This window comes from Pseudomonas sp. PDM21 (assembly GCF_014852505.2).
In the GTDB taxonomy this organism is placed as follows: domain Bacteria; phylum Pseudomonadota; class Gammaproteobacteria; order Pseudomonadales; family Pseudomonadaceae; genus Pseudomonas.
This window is the reverse complement of record NZ_CM181223.1, coordinates 3,494,942-3,512,781: the sequence shown is the minus strand read 5'-3', so window position 1 is coordinate 3,512,781 and position 17,840 is coordinate 3,494,942. Positions and strand designations below refer to the sequence as shown.

Annotated in this window: 14 protein-coding genes; 13 read left to right on the top strand and 1 reads right to left on the bottom strand. The window is 67.8% G+C overall.

Going from position 1 to position 17,840, the window contains the following annotated elements:
• Window positions 1-80: 80 nt before the first annotated feature.
• The 5 genes from IB275_RS16215 to IB275_RS16195 all read left to right on the top strand — a co-directional run bounded on the left by IB275_RS16215 (window position 81) and on the right by IB275_RS16195 (window position 5,601).
• Window positions 81-908: an HTD2 family dehydratase gene (locus tag IB275_RS16215; protein ID WP_192296000.1), complete on the top strand. Its 828-nt coding sequence runs from the start codon at window positions 81-83 to the stop codon at window positions 906-908.
• Between the two features lie 47 nt (window positions 909-955).
• Window positions 956-2,116, top strand: a complete 1,161-nt coding sequence (locus IB275_RS16210) for an acyl-CoA dehydrogenase family protein (RefSeq protein ID WP_081520377.1) — start codon at window positions 956-958, stop codon at window positions 2,114-2,116.
• An 18-nt stretch (window positions 2,117-2,134) separates the two neighbouring features.
• Window positions 2,135-3,484, top strand: a complete 1,350-nt coding sequence (locus IB275_RS16205; RefSeq protein WP_192295999.1) for an MmgE/PrpD family protein — start codon at window positions 2,135-2,137, stop codon at window positions 3,482-3,484.
• A 78-nt stretch (window positions 3,485-3,562) separates the two neighbouring features.
• Window positions 3,563-4,753: a CaiB/BaiF CoA transferase family protein gene (locus IB275_RS16200; protein WP_192295998.1), complete on the top strand. Its 1,191-nt coding sequence runs from the start codon at window positions 3,563-3,565 to the stop codon at window positions 4,751-4,753.
• Between the two features lie 14 nt (window positions 4,754-4,767).
• Window positions 4,768-5,601, top strand: a complete 834-nt coding sequence (locus IB275_RS16195) for an HpcH/HpaI aldolase/citrate lyase family protein (RefSeq protein ID WP_192295997.1) — start codon at window positions 4,768-4,770, stop codon at window positions 5,599-5,601.
• A 289-nt stretch (window positions 5,602-5,890) separates the two neighbouring features.
• On the opposite strand, the gene IB275_RS16190 is transcribed toward IB275_RS16195, so the two are convergent.
• The gene (locus tag IB275_RS16190; RefSeq protein ID WP_192295996.1) at window positions 5,891-8,599 is read right to left on the bottom strand and encodes a winged helix-turn-helix domain-containing protein; all 2,709 of its coding nucleotides are present in this window, start codon (window positions 8,597-8,599) and stop codon (window positions 5,891-5,893) included.
• A 273-nt stretch (window positions 8,600-8,872) separates the two neighbouring features.
• Between IB275_RS16190 and IB275_RS16185 the strand changes: the two genes are divergently transcribed.
• The 8 genes from IB275_RS16185 to IB275_RS16150 all read left to right on the top strand — a co-directional run bounded on the left by IB275_RS16185 (window position 8,873) and on the right by IB275_RS16150 (window position 17,835).
• Entirely contained in the window at window positions 8,873-10,003 is a 1,131-nt protein-coding gene (locus tag IB275_RS16185; RefSeq protein ID WP_192295995.1) for a CaiB/BaiF CoA transferase family protein, read from the top strand.
• Between the two features lie 49 nt (window positions 10,004-10,052).
• Window positions 10,053-11,741: a GMC family oxidoreductase gene (locus tag IB275_RS16180; protein ID WP_192295994.1), complete on the top strand. Its 1,689-nt coding sequence runs from the start codon at window positions 10,053-10,055 to the stop codon at window positions 11,739-11,741.
• A 382-nt stretch (window positions 11,742-12,123) separates the two neighbouring features.
• Window positions 12,124-13,680: an acyl-CoA synthetase gene (locus IB275_RS16175; protein ID WP_151187173.1), complete on the top strand. Its 1,557-nt coding sequence runs from the start codon at window positions 12,124-12,126 to the stop codon at window positions 13,678-13,680.
• Between the two features lie 35 nt (window positions 13,681-13,715).
• Window positions 13,716-14,900 carry a lipid-transfer protein gene (locus IB275_RS16170; protein WP_192295993.1) on the top strand — a complete coding sequence of 395 codons (1,185 nt, stop codon included), beginning with the start codon at window positions 13,716-13,718 and terminating at the stop codon, window positions 14,898-14,900.
• A gap of 16 nt (window positions 14,901-14,916) precedes the next feature.
• Window positions 14,917-15,360, top strand: a complete 444-nt coding sequence (locus IB275_RS16165; RefSeq protein WP_192295992.1) for a MaoC family dehydratase N-terminal domain-containing protein — start codon at window positions 14,917-14,919, stop codon at window positions 15,358-15,360.
• Between the two features lie 10 nt (window positions 15,361-15,370).
• Window positions 15,371-15,778 carry a MaoC family dehydratase gene (locus IB275_RS16160; RefSeq protein ID WP_192295991.1) on the top strand — a complete coding sequence of 136 codons (408 nt, stop codon included), beginning with the start codon at window positions 15,371-15,373 and terminating at the stop codon, window positions 15,776-15,778.
• Between the two features lie 15 nt (window positions 15,779-15,793).
• Window positions 15,794-16,621, top strand: coding sequence for an SDR family NAD(P)-dependent oxidoreductase (locus IB275_RS16155; RefSeq protein WP_192295990.1), 828 nt, complete (start codon window positions 15,794-15,796; stop codon window positions 16,619-16,621).
• Between the two features lie 65 nt (window positions 16,622-16,686).
• Entirely contained in the window at window positions 16,687-17,835 is a 1,149-nt protein-coding gene (locus tag IB275_RS16150; RefSeq protein ID WP_192295989.1) for an acyl-CoA dehydrogenase family protein, read from the top strand.
• Window positions 17,836-17,840: the final 5 nt, after the last annotated feature.

Below are 17,840 nucleotides of genomic sequence, written 5' to 3'. Positions count from 1 at the left end.
GCTGGATTATGAAAATGTGGATTCGACGAACGCAAGCCCTGTTGCATGCTCCGTTCATCAAACCTGCCAAGAGGTCCGCAATGAGCGATTCACCCTACGCCGACTGGATCGGCCGCTCCCAGGAGCGCGAGGAAGAACTGAGTACGCTGCTGGTCCGCCGTCTGGCCGTGACCCTGGCCGAAGACGCCCCGGCTGCCGGCGAGGCGCTGCCGCCGCTGTGGCACTGGATGTTCTTCCAGGATGAAGTGACCGAGCCGGGCCTCGGCGCCGACGGCCATCCTGCGCGCGGCGGCTTCCTGCCTCCGGCCGATGGGCGCAACCGCATGTGGGCTGGCGGCCGCCTGGAGTTCCACGAGCCGCTGCGTGTCGGCGGCGTGGCGAAACGCACCACCACCATCGTGAATGTCGAGGAAAAGCACGGCCGCACCGGCTCGCTGCTGTTCGTCACCCTGCGCCACGAATTCGCCCAGGACGGCCGCCTGGCGTTCAGCGAGGAGCAGGACATCGTCTACCGCGAGCCCACTCCGCCCAAGCTCACCAGCGGCAATGCACTGCCCGCCGGCGACTGGAGTGAAGCAGTAGAGCCGACGCCGATCCTGCTGTTCCGCTACTCCGCGCTGACCTTCAACGGCCACCGCATTCATTACGACTGGCCCTACGTCACCGAGGCCGAGGGCTACCCCGGCCTGGTGGTGCACGGCCCGCTGATCGGCACCCTGAACCTGCGCGCTTTCTGCCGCGCCAACCCCCAGGTACGCCTGCGCCGCTATGCCTACCGTGGCCTGCGTCCGCTGATCTGCCCCGAACCGTTCGAAGTCGGCGGCCGCCTGAGCGGTCCCGGCAAGGCTGAAGTCTGGGCCGGCAACGGCGCCGGCATCGCCCAGCGCGGCGAAGTGGAATTCGACTGACCGCACCTTTCCCGGTGCCTCCAACAAGAAAGACATGAGGTGTTTCGATGACGTCCACCCCCGAAGAACTCCAGGCCATCCGTGACGGCGTGCGCGCCCTGTGCGCGGAGTTCCCCGCCGAGTACTGGCGCAAGATCGACGAAGAGAAAGGCTTCCCCGAGGACTTCGTCCGCGCCATGACCGAAGCCGGCTGGCTCTCGGCGATGATCCCGGAAGAGTACGGCGGTTCCGGCCTGGGCCTGGCCGAAGCCTCGGTGATCCTCGAGGAGGTGAACCACTGCGGCGGCAACTCCGGCACCATCCACGGGCAGATGTACAACATGTTCACCCTGCTGCGTAACGGCAGCGCCGAGCAGAAGGCCTACTACCTGCCCAAGCTCGCCAGCGGCGAACTGCGCCTGCAGTCCATGGGCGTCACCGAGCCCACCACCGGCACCGACACCACCAAGATCAAGACCACCGCTGTGCGCCAGGGCGACAAGTACGTGATCAACGGTCAGAAGGTGTGGATCTCGCGCATCCAGCATTCCGACCTGATGATCCTGCTGGCCCGCACCACGCCACTGGCCGAGGTGAAGAAGAAGTCCGAAGGCATGTCGATCTTCCTCGTCGACCTGCGCGAAGCCATCGGCAACGGCCTGACCGTGCAGCCGATTGCCAACATGGTCAACCACGAGACCAACGAGCTGTTCTTCGACAACCTGGAGCTGCCGGCCAGCAGCCTGATCGGCGAAGAAGGCAAGGGCTTCAAGTACATCCTCGACGGCCTCAACGCCGAGCGCACGCTGATCGCCGCCGAGTGCATCGGCGACGGCCGCTGGTTCACCGAGAAATCCGCCCAGTACGCCCGTGACCGCGTGGTGTTCGGCCGCCCGATCGGGCAGAACCAGGGCGTGCAGTTCCCCATCGCCGAGGCGCATATCGAGATCGAGGCTGCCGACCTGATGCGCTGGCGCGCCTGCCAGGAGTACGACAGCGGCAAGAATGCCGGCGCCGCCGCCAACATGGCCAAGTACCTGGCTGCCAAAGCCAGCTGGGAAGCGGCCAACGCCTGCCTGCAGACCCACGGCGGCTTCGGCTTCGCCAACGAGTACGACGTCGAGCGCAAATTCCGCGAGACCCGCCTGTACCAGGTGGCGCCGATCTCCACCAACCTGATCCTGTCCTACGTGGCCGAGCACCTGCTCGAACTGCCGCGCTCCTTCTAAGCCGGGACGAGAAGAACAATGAACAATACCCACGCACTTGCCGAGTTCCTTGCCGGCCTGCGCTACGAAGACCTGCCCACGTCCGTGGTCGAGTACACCGAGGAGCTGTTCCTCGACTGGCTCGGCTCGGCCCTGGCCAGCCAGAACCGCCACCCGATCCCGCTGTTCCAGCGCTACGCCCAGCGCATGGGCCCGGCCAGCGGTAAAAGCCGCGTGCTGGTGGACAGCAGCTCGACCTCCGCGTACTTCGCCGCGCTGGTCAACGGTGCCAGCTCGCACCTGGTGGAGCAGGACGACCTGCACAACAGCTCCGTGCTGCACCCGGCCACCGTGGTCTTCCCGGCGGCCCTGGCTGCGGCGCAGGAGCTGGGCAAGTCCGGCCGCGAACTGATCCTCGCCAGCGTCGCCGGCTACGAGGCCGGCATCCGCATCGGCGAGTTCCTCGGTCGCTCGCACTACCGCATCTTCCACACCACCGCCACGGTCGGCACCCTGGCCGCCGCAGTGGCCGTGGGCAAATTGCTGAGCCTGGACAGCCGGCAGTTCGTCAACTGCCTGGGCAGCGCCGGCACCCAGGCCGCCGGGCTCTGGGAGTTCCTCCGCGACGCCGCCGACTCCAAGCAGCTGCACACTGCGAAAGCCGCCGCTGACGGCCTGCTCGCCGCCTACCTGACGGCCGATGGCCTGACCGGCGCGCAGAACATTCTCGAAGGCGAGCAGGGCATGGCTGCCGGCATGTCCAGCGACGCCGACCCGAGCCGTCTGGTGGACGGCCTGGGCACCCGCTGGGCGCTCTGCGAGACCTCCTACAAGTTCCACGCTTCCTGCCGCCACACCCATCCTGCCGCCGATGCGCTGCTGGGCCTGATGCAGCGCGAAGGGCTCAGCCATGGCGACATCGCCAAGGTCACCACCCGCGTGCACCAAGGTGCGATCGACGTGCTCGGCCGCGTAGTCGTGCCGCAGACCGTGCACCAGGCGAAGTTCTCCATGGGCACCGTACTCGGCCTGATCGCCGTACACGGCAAGGCCGGTCTGGTGGAGTTCGAGGAATTCTCCCTGAACGATGCCCAGGTGGCGGCGTTCCGCGAGAAGGTCAGCATGCAGCTCGATGCGGAAGTGGACGGTGCCTACCCGCGGCGCTGGCTGGGCCGCGTCGACGTGCTCACCACCGACGGCCGCCAGCTGCACGGCGCCATCGATGAGCCCAAGGGCGACCCGGGCAACGGCCTGAGCCGCGCCGAACTGGAGGACAAGTTCCGCCGCCTGCTGGCCTTCGCCGGCCAGCGCAGCCAGGCCGAGGCGGATCGTCTGGTGCAGGCCAGCTGGGCTCTGCACCAGTTGCCAAGCCTCGACGTCTTCCACTGAGTCTGCTGCGGGCGGCCAGTCCGCCCGATTCTTCCGAAGCAAGCGCGTCGGCCAGCCGGCCGGCGTCTGGAGTTGCCCATGAGTTCGCGTCCCCTCGACGGCATCACCGTCGTCAGCCTGGAACACGCCATCGCCGCGCCGTTCTGCACCCGTCAGCTGGCCGACCTCGGCGCCCGCGTGATCAAGGTCGAGCGCCCCGGCGTCGGCGACTTCGCCCGTGGCTATGACGAGCGCGTGCGCGGCCTGGCCTCGCATTTCGTCTGGACCAACCGCTCCAAGGAAAGCCTGTCCCTGGACCTCAAGCAGGAACCGGCGCAGGCCGTGCTGGAGCAACTGCTGGAAACCGCCGACGTGCTGGTGCAGAACCTCGCGCCGGGCGCCGCCGCGCGCCTGGGCCTGTCGTTCGATGCGCTGCACGAACGCTTCCCGCGGCTGATCGTCTGTGACATCTCCGGCTACGGCGAAGGCGGCCCCTACGAACAGAAGAAGGCCTATGACCTGCTGATCCAGAGCGAGAGCGGCTTCCTCTCGGTGACCGGCGGGCCCGGCGCCGACGAGATGGCCAAGGCCGGCTGCTCGATTGCCGACATTTCCGCCGGCATGTACGCCTACAGCGGCATCCTCTCCGCGCTGCTGCTGCGTGTCCGCACGGGAGAGGGCAGCCGCGTCGAGGTGTCGATGCTCGAGGGTATGGCCGAGTGGATGGGCTTCCCCATGTACTACGCCTTCGAAGGCCAGTCGCAGCCGCCGCGCGCCGGCGCTGCCCACGCCACCATCTATCCCTACGGGCCGTTCCCCACCGGCGACGGCGGCAGCGTCATGCTCGGCGTGCAGAACGAGCGCGAGTGGAAGCTGTTCTGCGAAGTGGTCCTGCAGCGTCCGGAGCTGGCGGTCGATCCGCGTTTCACCGCGACCAGCCTGCGGGTGGCCAACCGCGACGCCCTGCGTGGGCTGATCGTCGAAGCCTTTGCCAGTCTTGGCGCCGAACAGGTGGTCGGACGCCTGGAGCAGGCGCAGATCGCCAACGCCCACGTCAACGACATGCGCGGCCTGTGGCAGCACCCGCAGCTGGCCGCCCGCGATCGCTGGCGTGAGATCGACAGCCCGGCCGGCCGCCTGCCGGCGCTTTTGCCGCCGGTGAACAGCAATGCCTACGCGCCGCGCATGGATGCCGTGCCTGCTTTAGGTCAGCAGACGGATGACCTGCTGCAGGAACTGGGTTATACCCCCGGTGATATCCAGCGTCTGCACGAGCAGGGCGCGGTATGACCCAGGAGAACCCAATGATTCAGCAAAGCCCGGCGGATTCCATCGTGCGAACCGCGCTGTTCGTTCCCGGCAGCCGCCCGGAGCGTTTCGCCAAGGCCCTGGCCAGCGGCGCCGACGCGGTGATCGTCGACTTCGAGGACGCTGTCGAGGCCTCGCTCAAGGCCCAGGCCCGCGACAATCTGGAAGCCTTCCTCGGCGCCAATCCGGAGGCCCGCGTGCGGGTGCGGGTGAATGCCGCTGGCGATCCGGAACAGGCCGCCGATCTTGAACTCTGCCGGCGCCTGCCGGGCGTCATCGGCATCCTGCTGCCCAAGGCCGAGCGCGCCATGCAGGTGCGTATCGCCGCGTCCTGCGGCAAACCGGTGTGGCCACTGATCGAGAGCGCCCGTGGCCTGCTCGCACTGGGCGAAATCGCTGCCTGCGAGGGTGTGGAACGCCTGACCTTCGGTGGCCTCGACCTGGCGCTGGATATCGGCATGAGCAGTGGCACCCCGGCTGCCGCGGTGGTCTACGACCAGGTGCGCCTGAGCCTGCTGCTGCATTCGCGGGTGAACGACCTGCAACCGCCGCTGGACACCGTGTTCCCCGCGTTCGACGACGCCGAAGGCTTCGCCGCGACCATCCGCCATGGCCGCGACCTCGGTCTGCTCGGCGCGCTCTGTATTCATCCGAAGCAGGTCGGTGTTGCCCATGCGGCGCTGGCCCCGAGTGCTGACGAGCTGGACTGGGCGCGCCGAGTGGTGGATGCGGCCGAGAGCGGCGCGGCGGCCTTCCAGGTCGACGGGCAGATGGTCGATGCGCCGGTGCTGGGCCGCGCCCGGCGGTTGCTGGCCAGCGCTGGCGACTGACGGCCTTTTTATGGCTCTCTGAAATTCCGCGCCTGGGTTTTCCCTCTCCCTAACCCTGGCTACGCGCCCCGCTCCGAAGGGAGAGGGGACTGGATCGGCACCAGTGGGAACCGTGGTTTCAGTCGGCACGGATAGCTCCCTCTCCCTTCAGGGAGAGGGCGGGGGGAGAGGGCAGGTCCGGGCGTCCAGTCCTCATCCATCTTCGCGAATCCCGTGCCTTTGTGCTGGGACATCCGACCGCTCCTACAGGGGCAATACCAGCGCGCAGATCGGGCGCGCGCTGTTCAGCTCAATCCAGCAGGCCCCGCGCCCGCGCAATCGCCACGGCCTCGGTGCGCCCCTGGGCGCCGAGCTTGGCGTTGATGTTGCGCAGGTGGGATTTCACAGTGAACTCGGAGAGGAACATCTTCTCGGCGATCACCTTGTTCCGGTGCCCGGCCGCCAGCAGGCGGATCACCTGGATCTCGCGGGTGGTCAGGCCTTCGCCGGCAGCGCCGGGTACCTGGCCGTTGCTCGGCGTCTCGCCATGGCCGACGAAGCGCTGCAGCAGGGTGGTGAGGAAGCGCGGCTCGATGCCCAGCGCCCGCGACTGCGCCTGATGCGGAACCGCCCAGCGTTGCAGCAGGCCACCCAGGCGCGGGCCCTCGTCGAGGAAGGTGCGCATGAAGCCTTCATGACTGGCGAAGCGCAGCGCCTCGCTGAGTGCCTCGAAGGACTCCTCGGTTCGCTCCAGGGCACTGAGCGCGAGGGCATGCAGCAGGCGCAGCTTGAGTTCGCGGCGGTGGTGCTGGCGGGCGTTGGCCTCGGCCATGGCTTCGCGCAGCTCGCGCTCGGTGTCCTCGCAGTCGCCTTGGGCGATGCGCAGGCGGAAGCGGGCGATGCTCGGGGTGTCCACGTCGTTGCCATGCAGCAGGATGCCCGGCCGCTCCCAGTCACCATGCAGCTCGGCATAGCGCAGGGATTGGCGGGCCGATTCCAGTCGATTCTCCAGGGTGGCCGCGCGGGCACGCTCCAGCCAGGCCGAGCAGATCACCCGCGCCGAGCCGGACTGCTGGCCGATCTGTTCCAGGTCCGCCAGCAGGCGCAGCCAGGCGTCGCGGTCGCCCTTGAGCAGAGCGACGCGGGCCAGCAGGACATGGCAGGAAATCAGTGAATCCGGCGGGCTGCTTTCCTTGGCGTGGGGCAGCACTTCGCCCAGCAGCTGCTCCACCTCGTCCAGCGCGTCGGTTTCGTAGAGTGCGATGGACAGCGTGATCTCCAGCGACGGCCGCCCCGCGAGAATCTTCTCAGCGCCGCCCGTGGTCTGCGTCGGGAAGGCCGCCTGCAGGCGCGCCACGGCATTGCCCAAACGCCCCTGGATCATGTCCAGCGCGCCCTCCAGGCAACTGGCGACGCTGCCCATGGACTGGGTGCGGCTCTGCGAGCAGCGCAGGATCGCCCGCGACAGCAGGCGCCGCGCCTCTTCGTAGCGTCCTGTGGAGACCAGGCTGTAGCCCAGGCAGTTGGCGATCACGCCGTACTGGAACTGCTCGTCATCGGGGATGCGCTGGATATGCGCCAGGCCCACCTCGCAGCAGTCCTCCACCTGGTCGGTGAGGGCGAACAGCAGGCAGCGGATGGTTTCCGCTTCCAGCGCCAGCGGTTGCTCGCCGTCCTCGGTGGCACCACGGATCAGCGCGATGCTGGCCAGCGCGTCGGTGTAGCGGCGGTGCAGGGCGAGGGTCCAGGAATAGCCCAGGCAGAGGTTCGGGTAGCGCTGCAGGGTCTGCGGCGGAATCTGGTCCAGCCAGCGCAGCAGCAGGCGCGAACGGCCGACGTCCATGAATTCGCCGACATGCCGGGTCAGGTGCAGCGCGGCCTCGTCGCGGGCACCGGCCTGCAGCAGGTGATCGATGGCCGGCACCGGGCGCTGCTCGGCCAGGTACCACTGCGCCGCCAGCTGATGCAGCCGTGCGGCATGGCCGGGGTAGGAACGCTGCAGGGCGTCGCGCAGGTAGCTGGCGAACAGGCTGTGGTAGCGGAACCACTGATGTTCGCTGTCCAGCGGGAACAGGAACAGGTTGGCGCGTTCCAGGTAGGCGAGCATTTCCTGGCCGTCCTGCCCGCCGGTGACGGCGTTGCACAGCGGTACGCAGAGCTGGTCAAGCACGCTGGTGAGCAGGAGGAACTGCCGGCAGGCCTCGCTCTGCCGCGCGAGGATGTCCTCGGTCAGATACTCGGCCAGCTCCAGGTTGCTGCCGGAGAAGCTGGAGACGAAGGCTGCGTGGTCGTTGCGCCCCTGCAGCGACAGGCTGGCGAGGTAGATGGCGGTGATCCAGCCCTCGGTACAGCGGTAGAGGGTGGCGATCTCGGCGTCACGCAGCGGCAGTTCGCGCTTGTCGCGGATGAAGCGCGTCGCCTCGTCGAGGGAGAAGCGCAGCGCGCCGGGGTTGAACTCCAGCAACTGGCCACGGGCACGGATGCGCCCCAGGCCTATGTCCGGTGTCGAGCGCGAGGCCAGCACCAGTACGCCGCAGGGCGGCAGGGTGTCGATCAGCTGCTGGACGAAGTTGAGCACCGCCGGGTTGTGGATCGCCTCGAATTCGTCCAGCAGCAGGGCGAAGGGGCGAGTGCGGTCGGAGAGCTCTTCCAGCAGCGTCTGCATCTGCTGGGACAGGCCCTGCGGCTCGCCGGTCGGCGTGGCGTCGAGTTGGCGCAGGCCGTTGGCGAGGTGGGCAACGAAGCGTTGCAGGTCGTTGTCTGCGGCATCCAGGTTGAGCCAGAGCACCTGGCGTTCCTGCGCCAGGCAGCGCTCGCGGTACTGCTGCAGGAGGGTCGTCTTGCCGAAGCCGGCGGCGGCGCGGATCAGGATCAGCCGCGCGCTGGACTGCTCCATCTGCTCCAGCAGGTGCTGGCGGGGCAGATGGCTGGCGGAGACGGACGGCGTGGCGAACTTGCTCGACAGGATGCGCAGGGGCGCGGTCCCGGTGGCAGAGGCGGCGGAAAACTGGGCAGACATGGCAACTCCGCTGGCCGGTCGTGTGGCTGCGCTGGGCGCGCCGCCGGCTCAATTGTTTTTCTATGTCGCGGCATCTTGCCACGGCCGGCGGCGGGATCGCAGTCGTCCATTCGAACTACTCGACAGTTTGAGGCACGCCAGAGGCCCGAAATGCGGCCCGAGCGGACTAGTCCGTGATTCGTCCGTTCGATCCATTGTTGCCCGCTGGCCCGTCGCTAGGCTGGGGAGCTGCCGGATATCCCGGCGCTTGCACAGCCAGACAGGAGCGATGCGATGGCGGGCCCGCTGACGGGGTTGAAGGTAATCGAGATGGTCGGCCTGGGGCCGGCGCCGTTCTGCGCCATGCTGCTGGCTGACATGGGCGCCGAAGTGATCCGCGTGCAACGCCCCGGCCAGGCGTTGGGCGAGCGGGCGCGCTTCGACGTGCTCGGCCGTGGCCGCCGCGCCGTCGCCCTGGACCTGCGCCAGAGCGAAGGGGTGGAAACCCTGCTGCAACTGGTGGAAGGCGCCGACGCGCTGATCGAAGGCTTCCGCCCCGGTGTGATGGAGCGCCTGGGCCTGGGGCCGGAGCAATGCCTGCAGCGCAACCCGAAGCTGGTGTTCGGCCGCATGACCGGCTGGGGCCAGAGCGGCCCGCTGGCCCAGGCCGCCGGGCACGACATCAACTACATCGCCCTGGCCGGCGCGCTGCACGCCATCGGCCGACCCGGCGAGAAGCCGGTGGTGCCGCACAACTACATCGGCGACTTCGGTGGCGGCGGCATGCTGCTGGGCTTTGGCGTGCTCTGCGCGCTGCTGGAAGCGCAAAGCTCCGGCAAGGGGCAGGTCGTCGATGCGGCCATGACCGACGGCACCGCGCTGCTCTCGGCGATGATGTACGGCTTCCGCGCGGGCGGCCGCCTGAGCGACGAGCGCGGCGCCAACCTACTCGACGGCGGCGCGCACTTCTACGACACCTACGCCTGCGCCGACGGCCGCTTCATCGCCCTGGGCGCCATCGAACCGCAGTTCTATGCCGAGCTGCTGCAGCGCTGCGGCATCGACGACCCGCAGTTCCAGCAGCAGATGGACCCGCGCCAGTGGCCGCAGCTCAAGGCCAAGCTCACCGCGCTGTTCCTGCAGCGCAGCCGCGCCCAGTGGTGCGAGCTGCTCGAAGGCAGCGACGCCTGCTTCGCCCCGGTGCTGGACTGGGCCGAAGCCGCCGAGCACCCGCACAACCGCGAACGCGGCACCTACCTCGAACTCGACGGTGTGCTCCAGCCCGCGCCGGCGCCGCGCTTCAGCCGCACACCCGCCGCGACGCCGACGCAGGCTTCGGGCGAACCGCAGAGCGAAGCGGTGCTGCGCGACTGGGGACTGAGTGACGAACGCATCGCCGACCTGCAGCAGGCCGGCGTCATCTGAACCCCGCAGCGACGGGGGCCAACAGCACAACAACAAGAAAGGTGAACCGATGGAACGCTTGTACGAGTACATAGTGGTAGGCGCCGGCTCGGCCGGTTGCGCAGTGGCCGGGCGGCTGGCCGATGCCGGCTGCAAGGTGGCGCTGCTGGAAACCGGCGGTCACGACCACCACGGCAAGGTCACGGTGCCGGTGGGCCTGGTGCTGACCATTCCGCGCAAGGGCGACTACAACTACGCCTACGAAAGCACCGCGCAGCCGAGCCTGGCGGGTCGCGCCAGCTACCTGCCGCGCGGTCGCGGGCTGGGTGGCAGCTCCTCGATCAATGGCATGCTCTACCTGCGCGGTACGCCTTCGGATTACGATGGCTGGGCCGCTGCCGGCTGCGAAGGCTGGAGCTGGAAAGAGGTGCTGCCGTACTTCAAGCGCGCCGAGAACAACGAGCGCGCCGCCGGCAAGGACGACGCACTGCACGGCGGCAGCGGCCCGCTGCACGTTACCGACCCGCGTTCGCCGTGCTCCTGGGCGCGCCACTTCATCGAGGCGGCGGCCAGCGCCGGCCACGCCTACAACCATGACTTCAACGGACCGCAGCAGGAGGGCGTGGGCTACTTCCAGGTCACCCAGTTCAACGGCGAACGCTGGAACGCCGCGCGGGCCTACCTGCACCGGGGCAATGCCGACGATGCGACGCACAACGGCGGCCGCGATAACCTGCAGGTGCTGACCGGCAGCCGGGCGCTGCGCATCCTGTTCCAGGGCAAGCGTGCCACCGGCGTGCTGGTGGAACGTGATGGCCAGGAAGTGGCGCTGCATGCCTCGCGGGAAGTGATCGTCTGCGCCGGCAGCCTGGTGTCGCCGCAACTGCTTATGGTTTCCGGCATCGGTCCGGCCGCGCACCTGCGGCAGTTGGGCATCGCGCCGCTGCACGACGCACCCGAGGTCGGGCAGAACCTGCAGGAGCACCCGGACCTGATCCTGCACAAGCGCATCTTCAGCACCGACCTGTTCGGTGTGACGGTGCGCGGCGCGCTGAGCTACCTGGGGCAATGGCGCAAGTACAAGCGCGAGCGCGGCGGCCTGTTCACCCGCACCTTCACCGAGGCCGGGGCCTTCCTCAAGACCGATCCGACGCTGGCCGATCCAGACATCCAGCTGCATTTCGTGATGTCCTCGGGCGACAACCACGGGCGCACCTTCCACTACGGCAGCGGCTATTCGATCCACGTCTGCGTGCTGCGCCCGCACAGCCGCGGACAGATTCGCCTGCACAGCGCCGACATGCGTGACGACCCGCTGATCGAGCTGAACCTGCTCAAAGACGAACGCGACATGGCGACCATGCTCAAGGGCGTGAAACTGGTGCATGAAATCCTCGAGCAGCCGGTGCTCACGCGGTTCGGCGGCAAGCCGCTGTTCCATGGCCACCTGAAGTTCGACGGCAGCGACGACGAGGCGGTGAAGCAGATGATCCGCGAGCACTGCGACAACGTTTACCACCCGGTGGGCAGCTGCCGGATGGGCGGCGACGCACAGTCGGTGGTCGACCCGCAGCTGCGCGTGCGCGGCGTCCAGGGCCTGCGTGTGGCGGACGCCTCGGTGATCCCGCTGCAGGTAGGCGGCAACACCAACGCGCCGACCATCATGATCGGCGAGAAATGCGCCGATCTGCTGCTGGCCGAGCGCAATGACGCCCAGTCGGGCCGCGCCGCATCACTGGGCGAGCTGCAGACCAGCTGATACGCAGGTTGTACGGGGGAGGGCCAGGCGGCTTCGGGCGCCTGGCCCTTTTCTGTTGCCCGCTGATATTCGGATTGGTGAATCCGGTTCGCGGCCATGCATTCCCCTGTAAGAGCCCCTCACCCTAACCCTCTCCCAAGGGGAGAGGGGACCGTTCGATGAAGGATGAAAATGCGGCGTCAGCCGGCACGATCTACTCCCTCTCCCTCCGGGAGAGGGCTGGGGTGAGGGCCGTCCCAGGCACAAGCTTCCCGGAAGCAGCCCTCTAGTCCATTCGAACCACCTGCCAAACCACCGCAGCTTCATCCCTTCGACCGACGCCGCGGGCAACGCCCCTCCCTAGTATCGAACTCACAAGAACAACATCGATTGGAGACCTGCCATGTACCTGACCCAAGGCCTGCAACGCATGCTGCAGCAGGACCCGGACCACGTCGCGACCATCTTCCGCGGCCGCACGCGGACCTTCCGCGAGCAGGGCGAGCGCGTCTCGCGCCTGGCCGCGGCCCTGCAATCGCTGGGTATGCGCAACGGCGACCGGGTCGGCATGCTGGCCCTGAACTCGGACCGCTACCTGGAATACATGCTGGCCACCTGGTGGGGCGGCGGCGTGCTCAACCCGGTGAACATCCGCTGGAGCGTGCCGGAGATCGTCTACTCGCTGGACGACTGCCAGACCGAAATCCTGCTGATCGACGACCACTTCCTGCACCTGGCCGAAGGCATCCGCGCCGGCGCCAGGAGCGCCCCGGTGCTGATCCATGTCGGTGACGGCGCCGCGCCCGAAGGCATGCATTCCTTCGAGGGCCTGATCGCCAGCCACGAGCCCATCGAAGACGCCCTGCGCGGCGGCAACGACCTCGCCTCGATCATGTACACCGGCGGCACCACCGGCCTGCCCAAGGGCGTGATGCAGTCGCACCTGAATCTCTGGTCCTCTGCTGTGGCACGCATGGCCGAGTTCCCCGCCGAGGATGACTCGCGCACCCTGCACGCCGCGCCGATGTTCCACACCGCCGCCATGGCGCGCTGCCTGAGCCAGGTGATCGGTGGCTACGTCAACGTCTTCATCCCGATGTTCGACCCGCTGGAAGTGCTGCAGACCATCGAGCGCGAGCGCATCAACGAGATGCTGCTGGTGCCGACCATGCTGCAGGCGGTGATCAACCACCCGGACTTCGAGCGCCACGACCTGTCCTGCCTCAAGCGCATGGCCTACGGCGCCTCGCCGATTTCCCTGCCGGTGCTGGAACAGGCCCTGGCGAAGTTCCCCGGCATTGCCTTCATGCAGGCCTACGGCATGACCGAAACCTCGCCGGTGATCTCGGTGAGCCCGGACTGGACCCACCAGGCCGAGGGCATCGCCAGCGGCCTGGTACGCAGCGCCGGGCGCGGCGGCTTCGGCGGCCTGGTGAAGATCGTCGACGAGGAGGGCAACGAAGTCCCCCGTGGCGTGGTGGGCGAGATCATCGTCTGCGGCCCCAACGTCATGCTCGGCTACTGGAACCGCCCGGAAGAGACCGCCAAGACCCTGCGCAACGGCTGGCTGCACACCGGCGACGGCGCCTACATGGACGAGCGCGGATTCCTGTTCATCGTCGACCGCCTCAAGGACATGATCGTCACCGGCGGCGAGAACGTGTACTCCGCCGAGGTCGAGAACGTGGTGGCCCGCCACCCGTCCGTGCAGAGCTGCGCGGTGATCGGCATTCCCCACGAGCGCTGGGGCGAGGCGGTGCACGCCGTGGTGGTGCTGCACGCCGGCAGCGACGTCTGCTCCGACGACATCCGCGCCCACTGCGCCCAGCACATCGCCGGCTACAAGTGCCCGAAATCCGTCGAGTTCGTTGCCGCGCTGCCGCTCTCGGCGGCCGGCAAGGTACTCAAGCGCGACCTGCGCGCGCCCTACTGGAAAGACCAGAACCGCGCCGTCAACTGACGGCGCGCGACACGCCCATCCCCAAGGAGAAACACATGAGCAATAAAGTAGTGGTGGCCGGGGTCGGCATGATCCCCTTCACCAAGCCGGGCCAGAGCGACGAGTACCACATCATGGGCGCGAATGCGGCCAAGGCCGCACTGGCCGACGCCGGTATCGACTATGCGCTGGTGCAGCAGGCCTACGTGGGCTACGTCTACGGCGACTCCACCTGCGGCCAGGCCGCGGTCTACGGCGTCGGCCTGACCGGCATCCCGGTGGTCAACGTCAACAACAACTGCGCCACCGGCTCCACCGCGCTGTTCCTGGCGCGCCAGGCCGTGGAAAGCGGCGCCGTGGAATGCGCCATCGCCCTGGGCTTCGAGCAGATGGTCCCCGGCGCGCTGAAGGGCGCCTACACCGACCGTACCGGCCCGATGGACCGCTTCGCCAAGACCATGACCCAGGTGCAGGGCTTCGACGAGGCCGCGCCGCGCGCCGCGCAGTTCTTCGGCGGCGCCGGGCGCGCCTACATGAAGGAATACGGCATCAGCCGCGAAGTCTTCGCCCGCATCCGCGTCAAGGCCAGCCAGCACGCCGCGCGCAACCCGCTGGCGGTGTTCCGCAACGTGGTCAGCGTCGACGAAGTGATGGCCTCGCCGATGATCTTCGACCCGCTGACCCGCCTGCAGTGCTGCCCGCCGACCTGCGGCGCGGCCGCCGCCATCGTCTGCACCGAGGCTTTCGCGAAGAAGCACGGCCTGCGCACCGACGTGGTGATCGCCGCCCAGGCCATGACCACCGACCGCAACAGCACCTTCGACGAAGGCGACATGCGCAAGGTCGTCGGCTACGACATGACCCGCAACGCCGCCAACATCGTGTACGAGAAGGCCGGTGTCGGTCCGCAGGACATCCAGGTGGTCGAGCTGCACGACTGCTTCACCGCCAACGAACTGATCACCTACGAAGGCCTGATGCTGACCCCCGAGGGCACCGCCGAGAAATTCATCCTCGACGGCGACAACACCTACGGCGGCCGCATCGTCACCAACCCCTCCGGCGGCCTGCTCTCCAAGGGCCACCCGCTGGGCGCCACCGGCCTGGCCCAGTGCTTCGAGCTGACCCGCCAGCTGCGCGGTACCGCCGATGCCACCCAGGTGGAAGGCGCGCGCTTCGCCCTGCAGCACAACCTGGGCCTGGGCGGCGCCTGCGTCGTCACCCTGTTCCAGCGCCAGTGACCGGGGAGCCGCGAGCATGATTGACAAGAGCCATATCGGCGCGGTGGTCTCCAGCCACACGCAACTGGTCGAGGCGGGGCGCCTGCGCTTCTTCGCCAAGGCCACCGGCCAGACCGATGCGCGCTACAGCGACGAGACCGCCGCCCGCGACGCCGGCTACCCCGGCCTGCCGGTGCCGCCGACCTTCCTCTTCTGCCTGGACATGGAAGCCGGCGGCTCGGGTTCGGTGCTCAAGCGCCTGAACATCGACCTCGGCCGCATCCTGCATGCCGAGCAGGGCTTCACCTACCACCGCATGGCCTTCGCCGGTGAGCGCCTGTCCTTCGAGACGAAGATCGTCGACATCTACGACAAGAAGGGCGGCGCCCTGGAATTCGTGGTGCGTGAAACCCGCGTCAGCAACGCCGCCGGCGAGCTGGTGGCGGAACTGCGCAACAGCCTCGTCGTACGCAACGGATAAGGAGCCGAGCGTGAACCTGAATGCAATCGCCGTCGGCGACGAACTGCCGAGCTTCACCACCGACCCGGTGAACCGCACCACCCTGGCGCTGTACTGCGGCGCCTCGGGGGACCACAACCCGATCCACGTCGACATCGACTTCGCGAAGAAGGCCGGCATGCCCGACGTGTTCGCCCACGGGATGCTGTCCATGGCCTACCTCGGCCGGCTGCTGACCAACTGGGTGGCGCAGGAGCGCCTGCGCAGCTACTCGGTGCGCTTCGCTGCGATTACCCAGCTGGGCGATGCCATCACCTGTTCCGGCCGAGTGCTGGAGAAGGACGAGACCTCCGGCACCCTGCGCCTGGAAATCACCACCCGCAACCAGGCGGGTGAAATCAAACTGTCCGGCGAAGCCGTCGTGGCCCTGGACGCCTGAAACAGGAGAACAACCATGAACAACAAACTCGCAGGCCAGGTCGCCATCGTTTCCGGTTCCGGCCGTGGCATCGGTCGTGAAATCGCCCTCAAGCTGCACCGCGACGGCGCCGCCGTGGTGGTCAACGACCTCGACGCCGCCCCGGCCGAGGAAGTGGTTGCACAGATCGTCGCCGAAGGCGGCCGCGCCGTTGCCTGCGTCGGCAGCGTGACTGAAAAGGACTTTGGCGAGCGCTTCGTGAAGACCGCCCTGGAGTCCTTCGGCGGCCTCGACATCATCGTCAACAACGCCGGCTACACCTGGGACAACGTGATCCAGAAGATGACCGACCAGCAGTGGGACGACATCATGGAAGTCCACGTCTCCGCGCCGTTCCGCATCCTGCGCGCCGCTTCCGGGCACTTCCGCGAAGCCGCCAAGAAGGAAGCCGAGGAAGGCCGCGAGGTATTCCGCAAGGTGGTCAACATCTCCTCCGTCTCCGGCGTGATGGGCAACCCCGGCCAGGCCAACTACTCGGCCGCCAAGTCCGCGATCAACGGTCTGACCAAGGCCCTGGCCAAGGAGTGGGGCCGCTACAAGGTGTGCGTCAACAGCGTCGCCTTCGGCCTGATCGAGACCCGCCTGACCTCCGCCGCAGCGGGCGAGGGTGCGACCATCAACGTCGGCGGCCGCGAGCTGAAGGTCGGCATCAGTGAGCAGATGGCGAAGAACGTTGCCGCGATGATCCCCATGGGCCGCGCCGGCACCCCGGAAGAGGCCGCCGGTGGCGTGTACCTGTTCTGCATCCCGGAGTCCAACTACGTCTCCGGCCAGGTGCTGATTGTCGGCGGCGGTCGTCCCTGACCGTCCCTTTGCCGGCTGCCTCGCGCGGCCGGCCTTCTTTCTGAATCGTCTGCCGAGGAGCCGCCATGAGCGCCACTCAATCGCCCTGGATCACCGACGACCTGGTGATCTTCCAGGACTCCATCCGCCGCTTCATCGCCAATGAACTGGTGCCCCATGAAGAGCGCTGGTGGAAGCAGCAGCACATCGACCGCGACATGTGGCTCAAGGCCGGCGAGTTCGGCATGTTGCTGCCGAGCATTCCCGAACAATACGGCGGCGGTGGCGGCACTTTCGCCCACGACGCCATCGTCACCCTGGAACAGAGCCGCGCCATGTGCACCAGCCTGGGCACCAACGTGCACAGCGGCATCGTCGCGCACTACCTGCTGCGCTACGCCAGCGAAGAGCAGAAGCTCGACTGGCTGCCGAAGATGGCCCGTGGCGAGCTGGTGGCGGCCATTGCCATGTCCGAACCGGGCGCCGGCTCCGACCTGCAGGCGATCAAGACCCGCGCCGTGCGTGACGGCGATGAGTACGTGATCAACGGCTCGAAGACCTTCATCACCAACGGCTATCACGCCGACCTCATCCTCGTGGTCGCCAAGACCGACCCGGAGAAAGGCGCCAAGGGCACCTCCATCGTGGTGGTCGAAACCAGGGACCTGCCCGGTTTCCGCCGTGGCCGTATCCTCGAGAAGATCGGCCAGAAGGGCCAGGACACCACCGAACTGTTCTTCGACGACGTGCGCGTACCGGCCAGCAACCTGCTGGGCCCGGAGGAGGGCAAGGGCTTCATCCAGCTGATGCAGCAGCTGCCCCAGGAACGCATGATCATCGCCCTCGGCGCGCTGGCCACCATGGAGCGGGCAGTGGCCGAGACGGTGGAGTACGTGCGCAACCGCAAGGTGTTCGGCCAGACCCTGCTGGACCTGCAGAACACCCGTTTCAAGCTCGCCGAGTGCCAGAGCACTGCCGTCATCGCCCGCGCCTTCGTCGACGACTGCATGGTCAAGGTGCTCAAGGGCGAGCTGTCCGGCGAGACCGCAGCCATGGCCAAGTGGTGGAGCACCGAGCAGAACTGCAAGGTGATCGACGAGTGCCTGCAGCTGCACGGCGGCTACGGCTACATGCTCGAGTACCCCATCGCGCGGATGTACGCCAACGCCCGGGTGGGCCGCATCTTCGGCGGCTCCAACGAAATCATGAAGGAAATCATCGCCCGCACCCTGTGATGCGG